The organism is Brevundimonas sp. LjRoot202, assembly GCF_964253355.1.
Taxonomy (GTDB): domain Bacteria; phylum Pseudomonadota; class Alphaproteobacteria; order Caulobacterales; family Caulobacteraceae; genus Brevundimonas.
Window position 1 is genome coordinate 13,014 of the sequence record NZ_CAXUQW020000007.1, and the last position, 14,646, is coordinate 27,659.

A 14,646-nucleotide genomic window follows, 5' to 3' on the forward strand; every position below is an offset into this window, starting at 1 on the left:
GCGGCGCTGCTGTCGCTGATGACCACGGCCCTGTGCCTCGTGTGGCCGCTGGCGGCGCTGGCGCAGGATGTGGCGGCGGCGGGCGGCCCCGGGGCTGCGATCAATATCGATCTGGGCACCGGCTCGGGCCTGACCGAGCGGGTGGTGCAGCTGGTCGGGCTGATGACCGTGCTGTCGCTGGCCCCGTCGATCGTGATCATGACCACCAGCTTCGTGCGCATCGTCGTGGTGCTGTCGCTGCTGCGCACCGCCCTGGGCATGCAGCAGGCGCCGCCCAACGCCGTTCTGGTGTCGCTGGCCCTGTTTCTGAGCGCCATCGTCATGGCTCCGACATGGCAGGACGCCTATGATTCGGGCATCCGACCGCTGCTGGACCAGCAGATGGAGCTGCCCCAGGCCTTCGACGCAGCCTCGGAACCTGTGAAGACTTTCATGCTCGGCCAGGTCGACCGGGACGACCTGGCGCTGTTCACCCGGCTGTCCAATGTGGAGGCCGCCACACCCGTCGCCGACCTCCCTCTCCGGGTGGTCACGCCGGCCTTCATGATCAGCGAGTTGAAGCGGGCCTTCGAAATCGGATTTCTCCTTTTCGTTCCGTTCCTTGTGATCGATCTAGTGGTCGCCAGCGTGCTCATGTCCATGGGTATGATGATGCTGCCTCCGGTGGTGATTTCACTGCCGTTCAAGCTGATCTTTTTCGTGCTCGTGGACGGCTGGAGACTGGTCGCCGGGAGCCTCGTGGAGAGCTTCCAGCGAGCGTCCGGTAGCGGATAAATCCCCACCCCGTGGGGGTTTGAACGGCAAAGTCGCTTGCCAAGGGAAGAAAAAGCGGCGTCAATCCGTTCGTCATCGCCCTTGAATCGGGGGGCGAGCTTCAATCGGGAAACGACCCAAAATGACCACTCAAGCCGAACTCATCGCCGCCGCCGCCAAGGACGCGGGCGTCTCGCAAGCCGACGCCGGCAAGGTGCTGACCGCGATCGTCGAGAACATCCAGAAGTCGCTGACCGCCGGCGGCGATGTTCGCATCTCGAACCTCGGCGTGTTCGACACCGCCGCCCGCGCCGCCCGCGAAGGCCGCAACCCGGCCACCGGCGCGACGATCAAGATCGCCGCCTCCAAGGCCGTGCGCTTCCGCGTGTCGAAGCCGCTCAAGGACGCGGTCAACAAGTAAGACCTTACGGGGTCAGGCGGCGGGTCCCGCAGGGGCCGCCGCTGCAGCTTGAGGACGGGCGGGGGCCGCGGGTCGGTCTCCGCCCGTTTTCCGTCTGAGCTCGGCCTTCATGGTTGAAACCCAGCCGGCGAAGGTGTCGGCCGAGGCGGTCAGGGCGGCGAAGTCGCCGGCGGAGGGGCCCTCCCCCGCGCCCGTATCCAGGGCGATCGACAGGGCCGGCCGCGCCCGCGCCCCGGCGACGAATGGCCGGTAGTTGCGCGACAGGCGCGTCAGGGCGGCCGCGTCCCGGCCCAGCGAATAACCCACGCCGGCCCGGATCAACCGGGCCTCCTCGTCCGCTGTCAGGGCGGTCGGGTCCTTGAAGCGGTCGCCGAGGCGCGCCTCGTAGAGGGCGGCGGCGGCGGTCCATTTCTCCTGCTTCCACAGCACCTCGGCCCGGACGTCGCGGGCCTCGGTGCTGGAATCGGAGCCGAGCACCTCCAGCGCGTGGTCGTAGCGGCCGAGGCCGGCCAGAGCCCGGGCCTCCAGCGCGCGGCGCTCGGCGTTCAGGGCGCTGGGCAGCAGGGTGGTGCGCGAGGTCCAGATGGCCTGCAGCGCGGCCTCGGGCTGGCGGTCCATCAGATAGACGGTGGCCAGATCGGTGGCGACCTGGGCCTTGGCCACGCCGTCCAGCCGGTTGTCGATCTGATATTTGAGCAGCTCGGCGGCCTGGTCGAGCAGGTCGACGTCGACCAGGCGACGGGCCAGGCGGCGGACCATCTCATCGCCGTCGGCCCCGATCGGGGTCAGTTCGCGGAAGTCGTAGAACAGGCCCAGCGCCTGCACCGGCTGCAGCCCGTCGGCCCCGCCCTCGAGGAACAGCATGCGGAAGGCGGCGCCGAGGTCGGCCTGGATGTCCGAGGCGCCGTCGAGACGGTGCAGCCCTGGACCGGCCCCCTTCAAGGCGGTCAGGGCCTCGCGATACAGGCCCTGCGACAAGTAGAGCTGGCCCAGCTGGCGGATCACGGCCAGTTCGGTGGCGTCGCCGCGCCAGCGCCAGCGCAGGCCCTCGAGCGCGATGGCCGCGGCGTCGGCCTTCATCGCCCCCTTGGCCAGCGACAGGCGGACCACGCCGAGCTTGGCGGGCACGGCGACCGCCTCGAGCGGCGCGCGGCTGATCGCGGTGTAGACCGCCAGGGCGCGGTCCGACTGCCCGTCCATTTCGAACAGCCGCGCCTGGACAAGGCGGGCCGCCAACTGGTCGGCGGCGGGCGCGTTCTGGCTGAAACTGAAGGTCAACAGGGCGCGGGCGGCGTCGAGGTCCCCGGTCTCCAGCGCCGACAGGGCGTGGGCGGCGCCGAAGCGGGCTCGCCAGAGGGCCGGGAAGGCGTCGACCGCCTTGGCTCCGGCGGCGAAGGCCTGGCGGGCGGCGACGTGGTCGCCCCGGGCCGAAGCCATGTACCCGCGCCAGACCGCCGAGGCGGGATCGCCGGCCACGGCGGCCGAGGCGAAATCGCCCTGGGCCTCCTCGAAACGGCCGATGGAGGCGCGGGCGGCGCCGCGCAGGCCGCGCAGCTCGGGCTCGCCGCCCATGTTCGGGGCCTGGGCGACGATGGCGTTGAGCACGCCGACGGCCTCGTAGCCGAGGCCGGAGCCGACCAGGAAGCGGGCCAGGGCGAGGCGGGCCTCGACCGGGGCGCGGGGGTCCTCGCCCGCGGCCATGGCCTCGACGGCGGCGGCGTTCTGGAGTTGACGGTGGCGGGCCGGGAAGCCGGCGTGGCCGACCTCGGCCCATTCGCCGAGGATCAGGCCGGGGTAGCGGGCGCGGACCGGGGCGCCGCCGGCGGCGGGCGCGGCGGTCAGTCCGGCGGACGGCGGCGACAGGGTCAGGCCGCCGGGCCGGCTGAGCGTGACCAGGTCTCCGTCGGCGTGGATGGCGAGATCTGTGGCGGCGGTCGCGACCGCCAGGCCGTGGGCTGTGGGCAGCAGGGCCAGGTCCACCGTCTTGCGCCGATCAGCGAACCCCTTGCCGGGGGCCAGGGCGGTGACGGCGGCGAAGCGGTCGCCGGCCAGCGGATCGGTCAGCCAGACGGCCTTGGTGGCGCCGGCCATGTGCGCGACGAGGGCGGGCTTGCCGGCGTCGTCCCGATCGACGCGGACGCCCTCGACCGCCACCGGTTCGCCGCCGATGGTCACCGTCCAGGTCGAGCCGTCGGCTCTCGCAGACACCGGCCCGCCGTTCGGGGCCGAAACGCGGACGGCGACGTGGCCGGCCCCGGCGGTCCAGTGGACATCCGAGGCGGGACCGAGCGCCGCCGCGCCGGACATGTCGAGTCGCGCCGGCGTGTCGAACACGATCCACACCGCCTCCCCCCGCCGGAAGACGGCGGCGCCGACGGCGCGCGGCCAGCGGAAGGCCAGGCTGACCTTGCCGGCCGAGGCCTGGGCCGTCACCGGCACGGTCAGGGCGGCCGAACCGGCCGGGGCGTCGGGGGCCTCGGCGTACAGATTGAGATAAACCGCCCCGTCGGCGCTGCCCGAGCGCATCCCCGCCCCGGCCGCGAGGGTCAGGACCAGTTCGGTGGCGCCCTGAACGGCGCGGGTCTCGACCTTCGCGACGCCTTTCGGCGGATCGACCCTGAGGCGCGAGACGTCCGGCGCGGCGGTGGAGCCGATGCGGACGATGACCCGGTCGCCCTCGCGCCGCACACGGGCGCGGGATCCGACCGCGCCGGCGAACTCGATGCGGGTGAACTCGGCGTTGGCGCCGATGCGGATGGTGACGGGATCCAGCGCGGCGTCCGCCTCCTGGGCCAGGGGCGCGAGGGGCGCGAACATGACCGCGCCGGCCGCGGCGGCGGCGACGGTGGTTCGCAGGATGCGTTTTGACGAGGCGCCGGACATGCGCGCGCACCCTTGCGCGAGCGGCCTTTCAACGCGGTTAACGGTTGGTGACCGCGCGCTCCATCATGCGCAGGGCGACGCGCAGGCACTCCAGCCGGACCGGGCCGCGGCCGATATCGCCGAAATGATGCTCCTCATGCTCGGTCGGCGCGCCGAGCGCGGCCACGGCGAAATGGACCAGCCCCGGCTCGTCGTCCGGGCCGGCCGGGCCCGCGAAACCCGTCACCGAGACGGCCAAGGCGGCGCCCGAGGCCCGCAGCGCGCCCTCGGCCATGGCCCGGGCCACCGGCTCGGACACCGCGCCGTTCTGCTCGATCAGCCGCAGCGGCACGGCGATCTCCTCGGCCTTGGCGTCGTCTGTGTAGACCACATAGCCGCGCTCGAAGACGTGCGACCGGCCCTCGACGTCGGTCAGCACCGAGGCGATCAGACCACCGGTGCAACTCTCCGCCGTGGCCAGGGTGACGTCGCGGTCGCTGGCGATCTTCAGCACCCGGTCGATCGACGCTTCGACGTCGTCCGGCAGGGCGGGGCTCAGGGTTTCCGTCATGATCCCGCAACGGCCACGCTCGCCACCGCGTTCCCCGCGACAATGCGGCCGCTTGCCCCGCCCTTCCCCGAAGCCGACATCTGGAGCCTCTCCCGTCAGGACACCGCCGTGACCACGCCCGAGCATCCGCACCTCACGACCCTCTCGACCGGCCTCCGCTGCCGCTGCCCGCGCTGCGGCGAGGGGCCGTTGCTGAAGGGGTATCTGACCATCCGCGAGTCCTGCCCGGCCTGCGGCCTCGACTACGGCTTCGCCGAGCCGGCCGACGGCCCGGCCTTCTTCGGCATGAGCTTCGTCGGGGTGGTTGGCATGGCCCTGTTCATGTGGTTCGAGTTCGGGGTCCATCCGCCGATCTGGGTCCACATGGTGGTGACCATGCCCCTGCTGGTCGTCGCCTGCCTCGGCGTGCTGCGGCCCCTGAAGGGCTGGCTGGTGTCCGAACAGTACGTCCACAAGGCCGCGCCGCCGGAGTTCGAGAGCATCGGCAAGCACGGCGAGGGCTCTCGCTGGCGCTGAGCCGGGGCCCCGAAACGCCCGTCCGCGAGCGGGGGCGGAACATTGCGCCGCCGCAACGGTTCACACGTGGGCGCTAATCGGGCGCGACGGGAGACCAAACCATGAAGAAGACCATAGCAGCGGTGATCGCGGGCCTGGCCCTCGTGGGCAGCCAGGCCCTCGCACAGACGGCGGCGGCGCCCAGGGTGGCCGACCGGCTGGGCGCCGCGTCGGGTGAGGCGAGCGAATTCTCGGGCGGGGTACCAGCGGGGCTGATCTTCGTGGCGGCGGCCGCTCTCGGGTTCTGGTTCGTCACTGAAGTCAACGACGAGGGCGAGAGCGACTGATCGCCTTCGCAACGTCCTCGTCGCTCCGGCGGCGGGGGCGTTTTCGCCTCTTCTTCCATAGTTAACCGCCGTGCCGGAACCCAAACCGCGCCGCCGCGTTGTGTCGCGTCGGGCGCAAGCTTCAGGGGACCGAAATGCGCGAACTGGTCTATCGACTGCTGAGGCATCCGGGACATGCCCATCGCTTCGTGGAAAGCCGCAGCCACCCCGGGATGATGACGTGCAAGAGCTGCCATTTCCGAAAGTGGCCGGGCTATTGACCGAGGCGGGGCGCGCGGCGACGCCGCCCCTGCAGCAGGCATGTGGATGGCGACCCCGGCAGGACTCCAACCTGCGACCTCGGCTTTAGGAAAGCCTTGCTCTATGCAGCTGAGCTACGGGGCCATCGTGGGCTGACCTAGCGGGTCGCAGCGCGCGGGGGAAGCGGGTGGGCGGAGGGAAATTCCCCGCCCTGGCCCCAACGGTCGCGCCGGCGTCGTCGGAGATGGCTCCACAGTTGTGGTTAATCCATCTTAAGATACAATATCTTGTGGAGAACAAACCCCGAATCGGGCCGTGTCGGTGATTCGGTCCTGATTCGTTTCGCCCCTGTTCCCCCATCTGCAGCTTTGCCGTTTACAGGTCGGGAATCGTCGTCGCCCCGCTTGAGGAACCGGGCCGGAACAGCCACCTTTTCAGTCTCATGAGCGACCGCGCCACCGGCCTGGCCCCCTCGCGCGTCGTCGCGGTGCTGGGGCCCACAAACACCGGCAAGACCCATCTGGCGGTCGAGCGGATGCTGGGCCACGCCTCGGGCATGATCGGCCTGCCGCTGCGGCTGCTGGCGCGCGAGATCTACGACCGGATCGTCAAGCGGCGCGGGGCGGCGGCGGTGGCCCTGGTCACCGGCGAGGAGAAGATCGTCCCGCCACGGGCCCACTATTTCGTCTGCACCGTCGAGGCCATGCCGCTGGAGCGTCAGGTCGAATTCCTGGCCGTCGACGAGATCCAGCTGGTCGCCGATCCCGAGCGCGGCCACGTCTTCACCCAGCGGCTGCTGCACGCCCGCGGCCGGTTCGAGACCATGTTCCTCGGCGCCGGGACGATGGCGCCGCTGATGCGGTCGCTGGTCCCGGATGTCGAGATCGTCCAGCGCGAGCGGCTCTCGACGTTGAGCTACGCCGGGTCGAAGAAGCTGACCCGCCTGCCCCGGCGCAGCGCCATCGTCGCCTTCTCGACCGAGCAGGTCTACGCCATCGCTGAGTTGATCCGGCGCCAGCGCGGCGGGGCGGCGGTGGTCATGGGCTCGCTGAGTCCGCGCACCCGCAACGCCCAGGTCGAACTGTTCCAGTCGGGCGAGGTGGACTTCCTGGTCGCCACCGACGCCATCGGCATGGGGCTGAACATGGAGGTCGACCACGTCGCCTTCGCCGGCCTGAGGAAGTTCGACGGGCGGCGGACGCGCTGGCTGCACGCCCACGAGATCGGCCAGATCGCCGGCCGGGCCGGGCGGCATCTGCGGGACGGCACCTTCGGCGTCACCGGCGAGGCCATCGAGCTGGACCCCGACCTCGTCGAGCAGGTGGTCGAGCACCGTTTCGATCCGGTCGAGGCGGCCGAGTGGCGCAACGCCCGGCTGGACTTCGACACCCTGCCCGACCTGCTGCGCTCGTTGACCGTCGCGCCGGGGGTGCGCGGGCTGAGCCTGACCCAGCCGGCGCTGGACGAGACCCTGCTGCGCCGGCTGATCAAGGACGAGGAGGTGGCGCGGATCGGGCGATCGCGCGGCGCGATCATGCGGCTGTGGGAAGCCTGCCAGCTGCCGGACTTCCAGAAGACCACGCTGGACGAACACGCGCGGCTGGCGAAGGACATTTTCGAGGCCCTGACCGGCCGGCGCGGGCGGCTGACGGACGATTGGATCGCGCCGCGCTTCGCCGATCTCGACCGGGACGACGGCCAGATCGACCAGCTGTCGGCGCGGCTGAGCGGGGTGCGGACGCTGAGCTATATCGCCAACCGGCCCGACTGGCTGGATCAGGCGCAAGGCTGGCGCGACCGCACCAAGGCGCTGGAGGAGCGGCTGTCGGACGTGCTGCACGAGCGGCTGACGGCGCGGTTCGTGGACCGGCGCACCACCGCCCTGATGCGGGCCCTGAACGTACGGGAGGACGCGGTCGCCGACGTCGACGCGGACGGGTCGGTGGTGGTCGAGGGCCATGCAGTCGGCCGGCTGACCGGCGTGGACTTCCAGATCGACAAGGGGGCAAGCGCGCTGGAGGACAAGGCGCTGCGCCACGCGGCCCGGCAGGCGGTGACGCCCGAGATCGCCCGGCGCCTGGGCCGGCTGGCGGGGGATGCCGATGAGGCCTTCGCGGTAACGCCGGACGGGGCGGTGCTGTGGCGCGGGGCGCAGGCGGGTCAGGTGGCGGGCGGCGACTGGTTCGCGCCGCGGGTGCGGCTGCTCGGAGAGCTGGGTCCGATCGCGGCGCGCGAGCGGGCGCAGCGGCGGCTGGAGGCGTGGCTGGCTAGCGAGGCCGGGCGGGCGCTGCGGGCGCTGCGGCGGCTGAAAACGGCGGTCGAGAGCGGCGCGCTGAAGGGCCTGCCGCGCGGCATCGCCTTCCGCCTGGTCGAGGCCGGTGGGGTGATCGACCGGCGCGACGTCGAGCGCGACCTCACGGCGCTGAGCCAGGTCGAGCGGCGCACACTGAAGAGCTTCGGCGTGCGGCTGGGGGCGCATTCGGTGTGGCTGCCGGCGCTGCTGAAGGGGCGCAGTCCGGGCGTGGCCCAGGCGTTCGTGGCGGGCGAGCCGTTCCGCCCCGGCCCGGCAGTCCTCACCGCCCTGCCTGAAATCCAGCCCTCGGCGCGGCTGCTGTCCGCCTTCGGGCTGCGTGCGGTCGGACGGGTCGCGGCCGGGGTGGAGATGCTGGAATCGCTGGCCGAACGGCGGGCGCGGAACAAGGGCGTGCTGAGCGAGACGGACCTGGCCGAACTGGGCCTCACGCTGGAGGAGGCCAAGGCGCTGGCGGGGGCGCTGAAATCGACCCGGGCGCAGCAGCCGGACCGGCCGGCGCGCGGCGCGCGCCCGGTGAAGGACTCGCCGTTCGCGGCGCTTTCGGTGCTGACCGCGCCCGCCGCGCCGGCCCGCCGGAAGCGGCCCCGCAAGCGGACCGCCAAGTGAGCGAAACCAGTTGCCGCATCGATGTCTGGCTGTGGCGGGCGCGGTTCGCGAAGAGCCGCTCGCTGGCCGCCGCCATGGTCGAACGCGGCGCGGTGCGGCTGACCCACAACGGCGCGCAGACCCGGCTCGACAAGCCCAGCCGCAGCGTTCACGTCGGCGACGGCCTGGTGTTCGCCCTCGGCGGCCGCCTGATCGACCTGACGGTGGAGGGGCTGGGCGAACGGCGCGGGCCGCCCGAGGAGGCCCGCGCCCTGTATTCGGCCGTGGAGCGTGAACCGCCTATTGGCGGATGAATTCGCCCTCGATGTGCAAGGTCACCTCGTCGCCCAGCACCGGCAGGGCGTAGTCGACGCCGAAATCCGAGCGCTTGATGGTCGCCTCGCCGTCGAAGCCGGCCCGGTAGGCGCCGCCCATGGACGGACCGGCCTGGTTGAACTCGACGTCCATGGTCACCGGGCGGGTCACGCCGCGCAGGGTCAGGTCGCCGACCACGACGGCTTCCGACGGGTCGTCCGCGTCGACGGTGACCGAGCGCGACACGAAGGTGGCGACCGGATGGTTGGCGGTGTCGAAGAAGTCGGCCGTCTGCAGGTGTGCGTCGAGGCCGTCAGAATTGGTGTCGACCTCGGTCAGCGGGATGGTCGCCGTCAGCGTCGAGGCCGAGGGGTTGGCGGGGTCCAGGGTCAGGTCCGCCCGCGCGTTCACGAACTGGCCGACATAGGTCGAGAAGCCCAGGTGATCGACCGACCAGGTGACCTTTCCGTGGTCGGGGTCGAGCTTGTAGGTCCCGGCCTGGACCTCGGCGGGGGCCTGGGTCAGGGCGGCCTGGGCGACGACCGCGCCGCCGGCCAGAAGGCTGAGGGAGGCGGCGGCGGCGATGACGGTGCGGGAGACGAGACGCATTCGGTGAAATCCTGTGATGGTGAGGCGATCTGCAATCGCATCTGATACAGATAGAGCGCCCGGCGCTCGCGGCAAGCCCCCGCCGATGCGTCACGACCGCTCACCGAGTTGACAGCGTCCGCCGCCGGGGTCATCTGCGCAGCCCGTCCCCACCAACCGCGCGATCGCCTTCCGCCCAATGACCTACATCGTCACCGACGCCTGCGTGAAATGTAAGTTCATGGACTGCGTCGAGGTCTGCCCCGTCGACTGCTTCTATGAGGGCGAGAACTTCCTCGTCATCGCGCCGGACGAGTGCATCGACTGCGGCGTCTGCGAGCCGGAATGTCCGGTCGACGCCATCAAGCCCGACACCGAGGACGAGCCGGACGGCAAATGGCTGATGGTCAACGCCGAATACGCCAAGGTCTGGCCGAACATCACCGTCAAGGGCACGCCCCCCGCCGACGCCGAACAGTTCGAGCGCGAGACGGAGAAGTTCGAGAAATACTTCTCGCCCGAGCCCGGCAAGGGTTCCTGAGGGCGCATTCTCCCGGTCGGCTGCGCGCTGTCACGAAACGGAGAGGATTTACAGGGTTCGTTACACTGACGCTGTGGACATTTTGAAATTCCGCAGATTTGTGATAGGTTCCTGTCATTGGGTCGGGCGGTCTGCGATTTCTTCGCGCCGCCCGAGTTTGCGACAGAATCCCGCCCACGCAGGCGGGATCGGCCAGAGGTTTGGTGATCCGTTTCCGTTTTGACGACTGACATTTCGCACCGACGGCCTTCCGCCGCCGGACGAGGTGCTGTCGTTTCCGCGCTTTCGTTTCGCCCGCCCTTCGCGCCGGGAAAGGAATGACATGACGAACAAGACTGGTCTGGAATTCAAGGTTGGCGACGCGGTCGTCTATCCGGCGCACGGCGTCGGCAAGGTTGCGGCCGTCGAGACCCAGGAAGTCGCGGGCATGTCTCTGGAGGTCTATGTCGTGACCTTCGATCACGAGAAGATGACCCTGCGGGTTCCGACCAAGAAGGCCAAGACCGCCGGCCTGCGTTCGCTGGCCGCCGACGACGTCGTCTCCAAGGCGCTGACCACGCTGAAGGGCCGCGCCCGCATCAAGCGCACCATGTGGTCGCGCCGCGCGCAGGAATACGAAGCCAAGATCAACTCGGGCGACCTGATCTCGATCGCCGAGGTGGTCCGCGACCTGCACCGCGCCGACAGCCAGCCGGAACAGTCCTATTCGGAGCGCCAGCTCTATGAATCGGCGCTGGACCGCATGGCCCGCGAAGTCGCCGCGGCCAACCGCATCGACAAGGACGCCGCCGTCGAACTGCTCGGCAAGTCGCTGAGCGCCAAGAAGGCCGTCATCGCCGCCGCCGAAGCGGCCGAGGAAGCCGAAGCCGCCTGATCAGGCGACGATCGCTGAATGACGAAAGGCCCGGGAGCGATCCCGGGCCTTTTGTTTTGCCGTATGGGCGGCGCTGAAAAGGTCAGAAATATTCGGCGTTGGCCGGGCACTGGGCCGCCAGACGGCGGGCGGTGATGCTGGCCGGCAGGTAGGGCGTGCCGCGCGCCAGCTGGGCGCCGCCGCGGAAGGTGAAGCTCTCCGGCTGGTAGGTGCCGTTCAGGCGGACGTTGACGCGCCGGCCCTTGCGGTCGGTGCAGGTCCCCTCGAAGCGGGCGTTGCCGCCGCCGACCTGGCGCACCGGATAGACGCACTGCCAGCGGCGCGTCGACAGGCCGCCGAAGAAGCGATTGATCTCGCTGGGGCGGACGCATTTGGTCTCGGTGTCGCGGACCCCCACGGCGCTGGTGGTGTACTCCCAGTAGCCGGGCAGCACGGTATCGGCGCTGGATTGCGGCGCCATGGACGCCTGCGGGGTGGCGGGCGCGGCGAGCAACAGGGCGCCGGCGATCACGGGCGCGGCCGTGGCGGCGACACGAACGAGGGAAGACTTCATGGCGGTCCCGGGGTTGAACATCGATCTCATGACTAATGGGGATATATGGCGGGATTTGAACGGCGGCTGAACGGCCCGTTGCGCCCGCCGAGTCTTGACGGGACGCCGTTTCCTCCTCTATACGCCCCCCTCTCGCGCGGGATGACCTCCCGCGCGCACCTGTTTCATGCGTCCGCTTCGTATCGTGGACCGCTCCGAAGGATAGTCAGATGTCGCGTCGCTGCGAACTCACCGGTATCGGCCCGATGGTCGGCCACAGCGTGAGCCACTCGAACGTCAAGACCAAGCGCCGCTTCCTGCCGTCGCTGAAGACGGTCAAGGTCGCTTCGGAGGCCCTGGGCCAGTCGTTCAGCCTGCGGATCTCGAACGCCGCCCTGCGCACCCTCGACTACAAGGGCGGCCTGGACCCGTTCATCGTCAAGGCCCGCGACGAGCAGCTGTCGGTGGCGGCCCAGCGCATCAAGCGCCAGGTCAAGGCCAAGCTGGCCGAGCAAGCCGCCGCCTGACCGGCGACGCCATCACGATCTGAAGGGGCCGGTGGAAACACCGGCCTTTTTCTTTGCGCGTCGGAGGCGCCGCACGCCCAAGCTTCCAGTTGCACAAGCGGCGACGGGCTTTAGGTTGATCCGGTCCATTGCCGGGAGTCGTCCGTGTCCCTGATCGCCTGTCGCGCCGCCCTGATGGGCGCTTCCCTCGTCGCGCTCGCCGCCTGCGCCACCACGGCCGCCTCCGTGGAGCCGGCCGCGGCCCAGACGGAGCCCGCCCAGGCGCCGGCGCGCGAATCCACAGCCTTCACCCTCGGCACCGACCAGCCGCGGGCGCCCGAGCAGCTGGCGGTCACCTTCGACAAGGCCGACCTGTCGATCCGGGTCCTGCCGGACGAGAAGGCCATCGACGCCGTCGCCGTGCTGGACTTCACCGCCACCGCGCCGGTCGACCGGCTGGTGGTCGAGCTGGACACCCTGCTGACGGTCTCCGAGGTCGCGGTGGACGGTGTGCCGGTCCCCGCCGACCGCTGGTCCAACCCGGAGGGCCGGATGACCGTTCAGCTGGCCGAGCCCCTCGCGGTGGGCGAGACGGCGCAGCTGCGCATCGCCTACGCCGGACAGCCCCGCGTCGCGCCCAACGCGCCGTGGGACGGCGGCTTCGTCTGGTCGACGGCCCCCTCGGGCGAGCCGTGGATCGCCACCGCGGTCCAGCCCGAGGGCTGCGACATCTTCTGGCCGTGCATCGACCATCCGCTGGCCGAGCCGGGCCGGGTCGACCTGCACATCACCGTGCCGTCCAATCTATCGGCCCCCTCGAACGGCGAATTCCTCGGCGCGGTCGATCATGGCGACGGCTGGACGACCTGGAACTGGTCGGCGGCCCATCCCAACACCTACGCCATCGCCCTCAACATCGGCCCGTACGTGGAGATCGCCGACACCTACGAGAGCCGCTTCGGCAACCGCTATCCGATCCAGTACTGGCATCTGAAGTCGGACGATCCGGCCAAGGCGCGGGCGCTGTTCGACGAGATCGCGCCCATGCTCGACTTCTACGAGGCGACCGTCGGCCCCTACCCGTTCGGCGACGAGAAGATGGGCGTCGTCGAGACCCCGCACCTCGGCATGGAGCACCAGACGATCAACGCCTACGGCAACGGGTACAAGCTGGACGGCCGCGGCTTCGACTGGCTCCTGCACCACGAACTGTCGCACGAGTGGTTCGGCAACCAGCTGACCAACCGCAACGCCGACGACATGTGGCTGCACGAGGGGCTCGGCAGCTATATGCAGCCGCTCTACGACCGCTGGCTGAACGGCGAGCGCTTCATGGAGGCGTCGCTGCTGGACCAGCGGCGCGGGCTGATCAACAAATTCCCGGTGGTTTCGGGCGAGGAGAAGTCCGAGGACGAGGTCTACCAGGGCGACACCGGGCCCGGTCTCGACATCTACAACAAGGGCTCGCAGATCGCGCACAGCCTGCGCATGCTGATCGGCGACGAGGCCTTCTTCCGCTCGGTGACGCGGCTGGTCTACGGCACGGCGACGCCGCGCCCCGGCGCGTTCCGGCCGCGCTACGGCACCACCGACGAATTCCTGGCCATCGTCAACGAGGAGAGCGGGCGCGACCTGACCTGGTTCTTCCAGGGCTATCTGTACCAGGCCGCCCTGCCCGACCTGCGCCAGACGCGGACGAACGGCGAGCTGGCGCTGGAATGGGTGACCGGGGACGCCGGCGTCTTCCCGATGCCGGTCGAGGTGGAAGTCGACGGCGAGCGGCATGTCGTGCCGATGACCGGCGGGCGCGGCCGGATCACGGCCCCGGCGAGCGCGCACGTGCTGATCGACCCGGACAACAAGGTGCTGCGCCGACTGGAGTTCATCGAGGCGTGGAAGGCGGCCGGCGGCGCCGACTAGACCGCCTCGGCCGTCACCGATTGGCGCACCAGCCGGCAGGCGCCCTGGGTGGTCAGGAAGGCGATGTCGGCGGCGTCGCGGCCGCAGGCAATCCGCACCAGCCCTTCGACCGGCGCAAGCCCGGTCGGATCGACTAGCCACCAGCCGTCGGACAGCCAGACCTCGAAGATGGCGTGGAAGTCCGGCGGCGTCAGCTGATGCGCGTAGGCGCTGACCGCCCGGGCCGGGATTCCCGAGGCGCGGCACAGGGTGATGCCCATATGGGTGAAGTCGCGGCACACGCCGGCGCGGTCGATGAAGGTGCGCGCCGCGGTGGTCTCGCTGTCTGACGCGCCCGGTTCGTAGTCGATTTCGGCCTTGATCCAGTCGAGGATCTTCAGCACCCGGTCGCCGCCGACGGCGCCGCCGAAGGTCCGCTCTACAAAGCGGCCGAACTGGTCCGAAGGGCAGTAGCGGCTGGGCCAGAGATAGGTCAGCACCTCGGCCGGCAGGTCGCCCCAGTCATGCTGGACCGTGACCGGAGGCAGGCCCTTCAATGTGCCGTTGTCGACCAGCGCCTCGTAGGTCAGGGCCACGTCGCCGGACAGATGGGCGCGCAGCGTCCGCGCCCCGAACTCCTCGTCCCGGTCCTCGACGAAGTCGACGAGCGGGGAAGTGGTCAGGCGTTCATCGAGGATGGTCTGGCCGGGCCAGTGCGCGACCTGAATCTTGTAGATCGCGTCGGTCGGCGGATCGAAGCGATAGACGAGGTCGGCGCGGACACGAACTTTCATGGGGCCGGA

Annotated in this window: 15 protein-coding genes and 1 tRNA gene; 10 read left to right on the top strand and 6 right to left on the bottom strand. The window is 70.3% G+C overall.

The genetic code is table 11. The annotated features are described in order from the left end of the window. Nucleotides 1–18: 18 nt before the first annotated feature. Nucleotides 19–774 carry a flagellar type III secretion system pore protein FliP gene (gene fliP / locus ACSQ1L_RS12065; protein WP_435995104.1) on the top strand — a complete coding sequence of 252 codons (756 nt, stop codon included), beginning with the start codon at nucleotides 19–21 and terminating at the stop codon, nucleotides 772–774. Nucleotides 775–895: 121 nt separating this feature from the next. Continuing rightward, on the top strand, nucleotides 896–1,174 hold the full coding sequence (locus ACSQ1L_RS12070; RefSeq protein ID WP_435994995.1) for an HU family DNA-binding protein: 279 nt from the start codon (nucleotides 896–898) through the stop codon (nucleotides 1,172–1,174). A 12-nt stretch (nucleotides 1,175–1,186) separates the two neighbouring features. Here the strand turns inward: ACSQ1L_RS12070 and ACSQ1L_RS12075 are convergent, their stop codons facing one another. Both ACSQ1L_RS12075 and ACSQ1L_RS12080 read right to left on the bottom strand, forming a co-directional pair. Then, nucleotides 1,187–4,057, bottom strand: coding sequence for a tetratricopeptide repeat protein (locus tag ACSQ1L_RS12075; RefSeq protein ID WP_435994996.1), 2,871 nt, complete (start codon nucleotides 4,055–4,057; stop codon nucleotides 1,187–1,189). Nucleotides 4,058–4,094: 37 nt separating this feature from the next. Then, on the bottom strand, nucleotides 4,095–4,607 hold the full coding sequence (locus ACSQ1L_RS12080; RefSeq protein WP_435994997.1) for a CinA family protein: 513 nt from the start codon (nucleotides 4,605–4,607) through the stop codon (nucleotides 4,095–4,097). A gap of 42 nt (nucleotides 4,608–4,649) precedes the next feature. Here ACSQ1L_RS12080 and ACSQ1L_RS12085 point away from each other — a divergent pair, with 42 nt between their 5' ends. Beyond that, nucleotides 4,650–5,123 carry a DUF983 domain-containing protein gene (locus ACSQ1L_RS12085; RefSeq protein ID WP_435994998.1) on the top strand — a complete coding sequence of 158 codons (474 nt, stop codon included), beginning with the start codon at nucleotides 4,650–4,652 and terminating at the stop codon, nucleotides 5,121–5,123. Nucleotides 5,124–5,224: 101 nt separating this feature from the next. Then, nucleotides 5,225–5,449 carry a hypothetical protein gene (locus tag ACSQ1L_RS12090; RefSeq protein WP_435994999.1) on the top strand — a complete coding sequence of 75 codons (225 nt, stop codon included), beginning with the start codon at nucleotides 5,225–5,227 and terminating at the stop codon, nucleotides 5,447–5,449. A 307-nt stretch (nucleotides 5,450–5,756) separates the two neighbouring features. Here the strand turns inward: ACSQ1L_RS12090 and ACSQ1L_RS12095 are convergent. Further along, a tRNA-Arg gene (locus ACSQ1L_RS12095) sits at nucleotides 5,757–5,833 on the bottom strand. Between the two features lie 298 nt (nucleotides 5,834–6,131). Here ACSQ1L_RS12095 and ACSQ1L_RS12100 point away from each other — a divergent pair. Next, the gene (locus ACSQ1L_RS12100) at nucleotides 6,132–8,609 is read left to right on the top strand and encodes a helicase-related protein (protein WP_435995000.1); all 2,478 of its coding nucleotides are present in this window, start codon (nucleotides 6,132–6,134) and stop codon (nucleotides 8,607–8,609) included. Further along, on the top strand, nucleotides 8,606–8,902 hold the full coding sequence (locus tag ACSQ1L_RS12105; RefSeq protein ID WP_435995001.1) for an RNA-binding S4 domain-containing protein: 297 nt from the start codon (nucleotides 8,606–8,608) through the stop codon (nucleotides 8,900–8,902). The genes ACSQ1L_RS12100 and ACSQ1L_RS12105 overlap by 4 nt, the downstream gene beginning before the upstream one ends. On the opposite strand, the gene ACSQ1L_RS12110 is transcribed toward ACSQ1L_RS12105, so the two are convergent. After that, the gene (locus ACSQ1L_RS12110) at nucleotides 8,889–9,512 is read right to left on the bottom strand and encodes a YceI family protein (RefSeq protein ID WP_435995002.1); all 624 of its coding nucleotides are present in this window, start codon (nucleotides 9,510–9,512) and stop codon (nucleotides 8,889–8,891) included. The genes ACSQ1L_RS12105 and ACSQ1L_RS12110 overlap by 14 nt on opposite strands. 178 nt (nucleotides 9,513–9,690) lie before the next feature. Here ACSQ1L_RS12110 and fdxA point away from each other — a divergent pair, with 178 nt between their 5' ends. Together fdxA and ACSQ1L_RS12120 are read left to right on the top strand one after the other, a co-directional pair. Then, nucleotides 9,691–10,032, top strand: a complete 342-nt coding sequence (gene fdxA / locus ACSQ1L_RS12115; protein WP_435995003.1) for a ferredoxin FdxA — start codon at nucleotides 9,691–9,693, stop codon at nucleotides 10,030–10,032. A gap of 322 nt (nucleotides 10,033–10,354) precedes the next feature. Beyond that, on the top strand, nucleotides 10,355–10,906 hold the full coding sequence (locus ACSQ1L_RS12120; protein ID WP_168046434.1) for a CarD family transcriptional regulator: 552 nt from the start codon (nucleotides 10,355–10,357) through the stop codon (nucleotides 10,904–10,906). Between the two features lie 82 nt (nucleotides 10,907–10,988). On the opposite strand, the gene ACSQ1L_RS12125 is transcribed toward ACSQ1L_RS12120, so the two are convergent. Then, complete coding sequence (locus ACSQ1L_RS12125) at nucleotides 10,989–11,459, bottom strand: DUF3617 domain-containing protein (RefSeq protein ID WP_435995004.1); 471 nt, start codon at nucleotides 11,457–11,459, stop codon at nucleotides 10,989–10,991. Nucleotides 11,460–11,668: 209 nt separating this feature from the next. Here ACSQ1L_RS12125 and rpmB point away from each other — a divergent pair, with 209 nt between their 5' ends. Together rpmB and ACSQ1L_RS12135 are read left to right on the top strand one after the other, a co-directional pair. After that, entirely contained in the window at nucleotides 11,669–11,965 is a 297-nt protein-coding gene (gene rpmB / locus ACSQ1L_RS12130) for a 50S ribosomal protein L28 (RefSeq protein WP_435995005.1), read from the top strand. Between the two features lie 144 nt (nucleotides 11,966–12,109). After that, a complete protein-coding gene (locus ACSQ1L_RS12135; RefSeq protein ID WP_435995006.1) occupies nucleotides 12,110–13,864 on the top strand; it encodes a M1 family metallopeptidase in 1,755 nt (584 codons plus the stop codon). On the opposite strand, the gene ACSQ1L_RS12140 is transcribed toward ACSQ1L_RS12135, so the two are convergent. Continuing rightward, a complete protein-coding gene (locus ACSQ1L_RS12140) occupies nucleotides 13,861–14,637 on the bottom strand; it encodes a transglutaminase-like domain-containing protein (protein ID WP_435995007.1) in 777 nt (258 codons plus the stop codon). The genes ACSQ1L_RS12135 and ACSQ1L_RS12140 overlap by 4 nt on opposite strands. Nucleotides 14,638–14,646 lie beyond the last annotated feature (9 nt).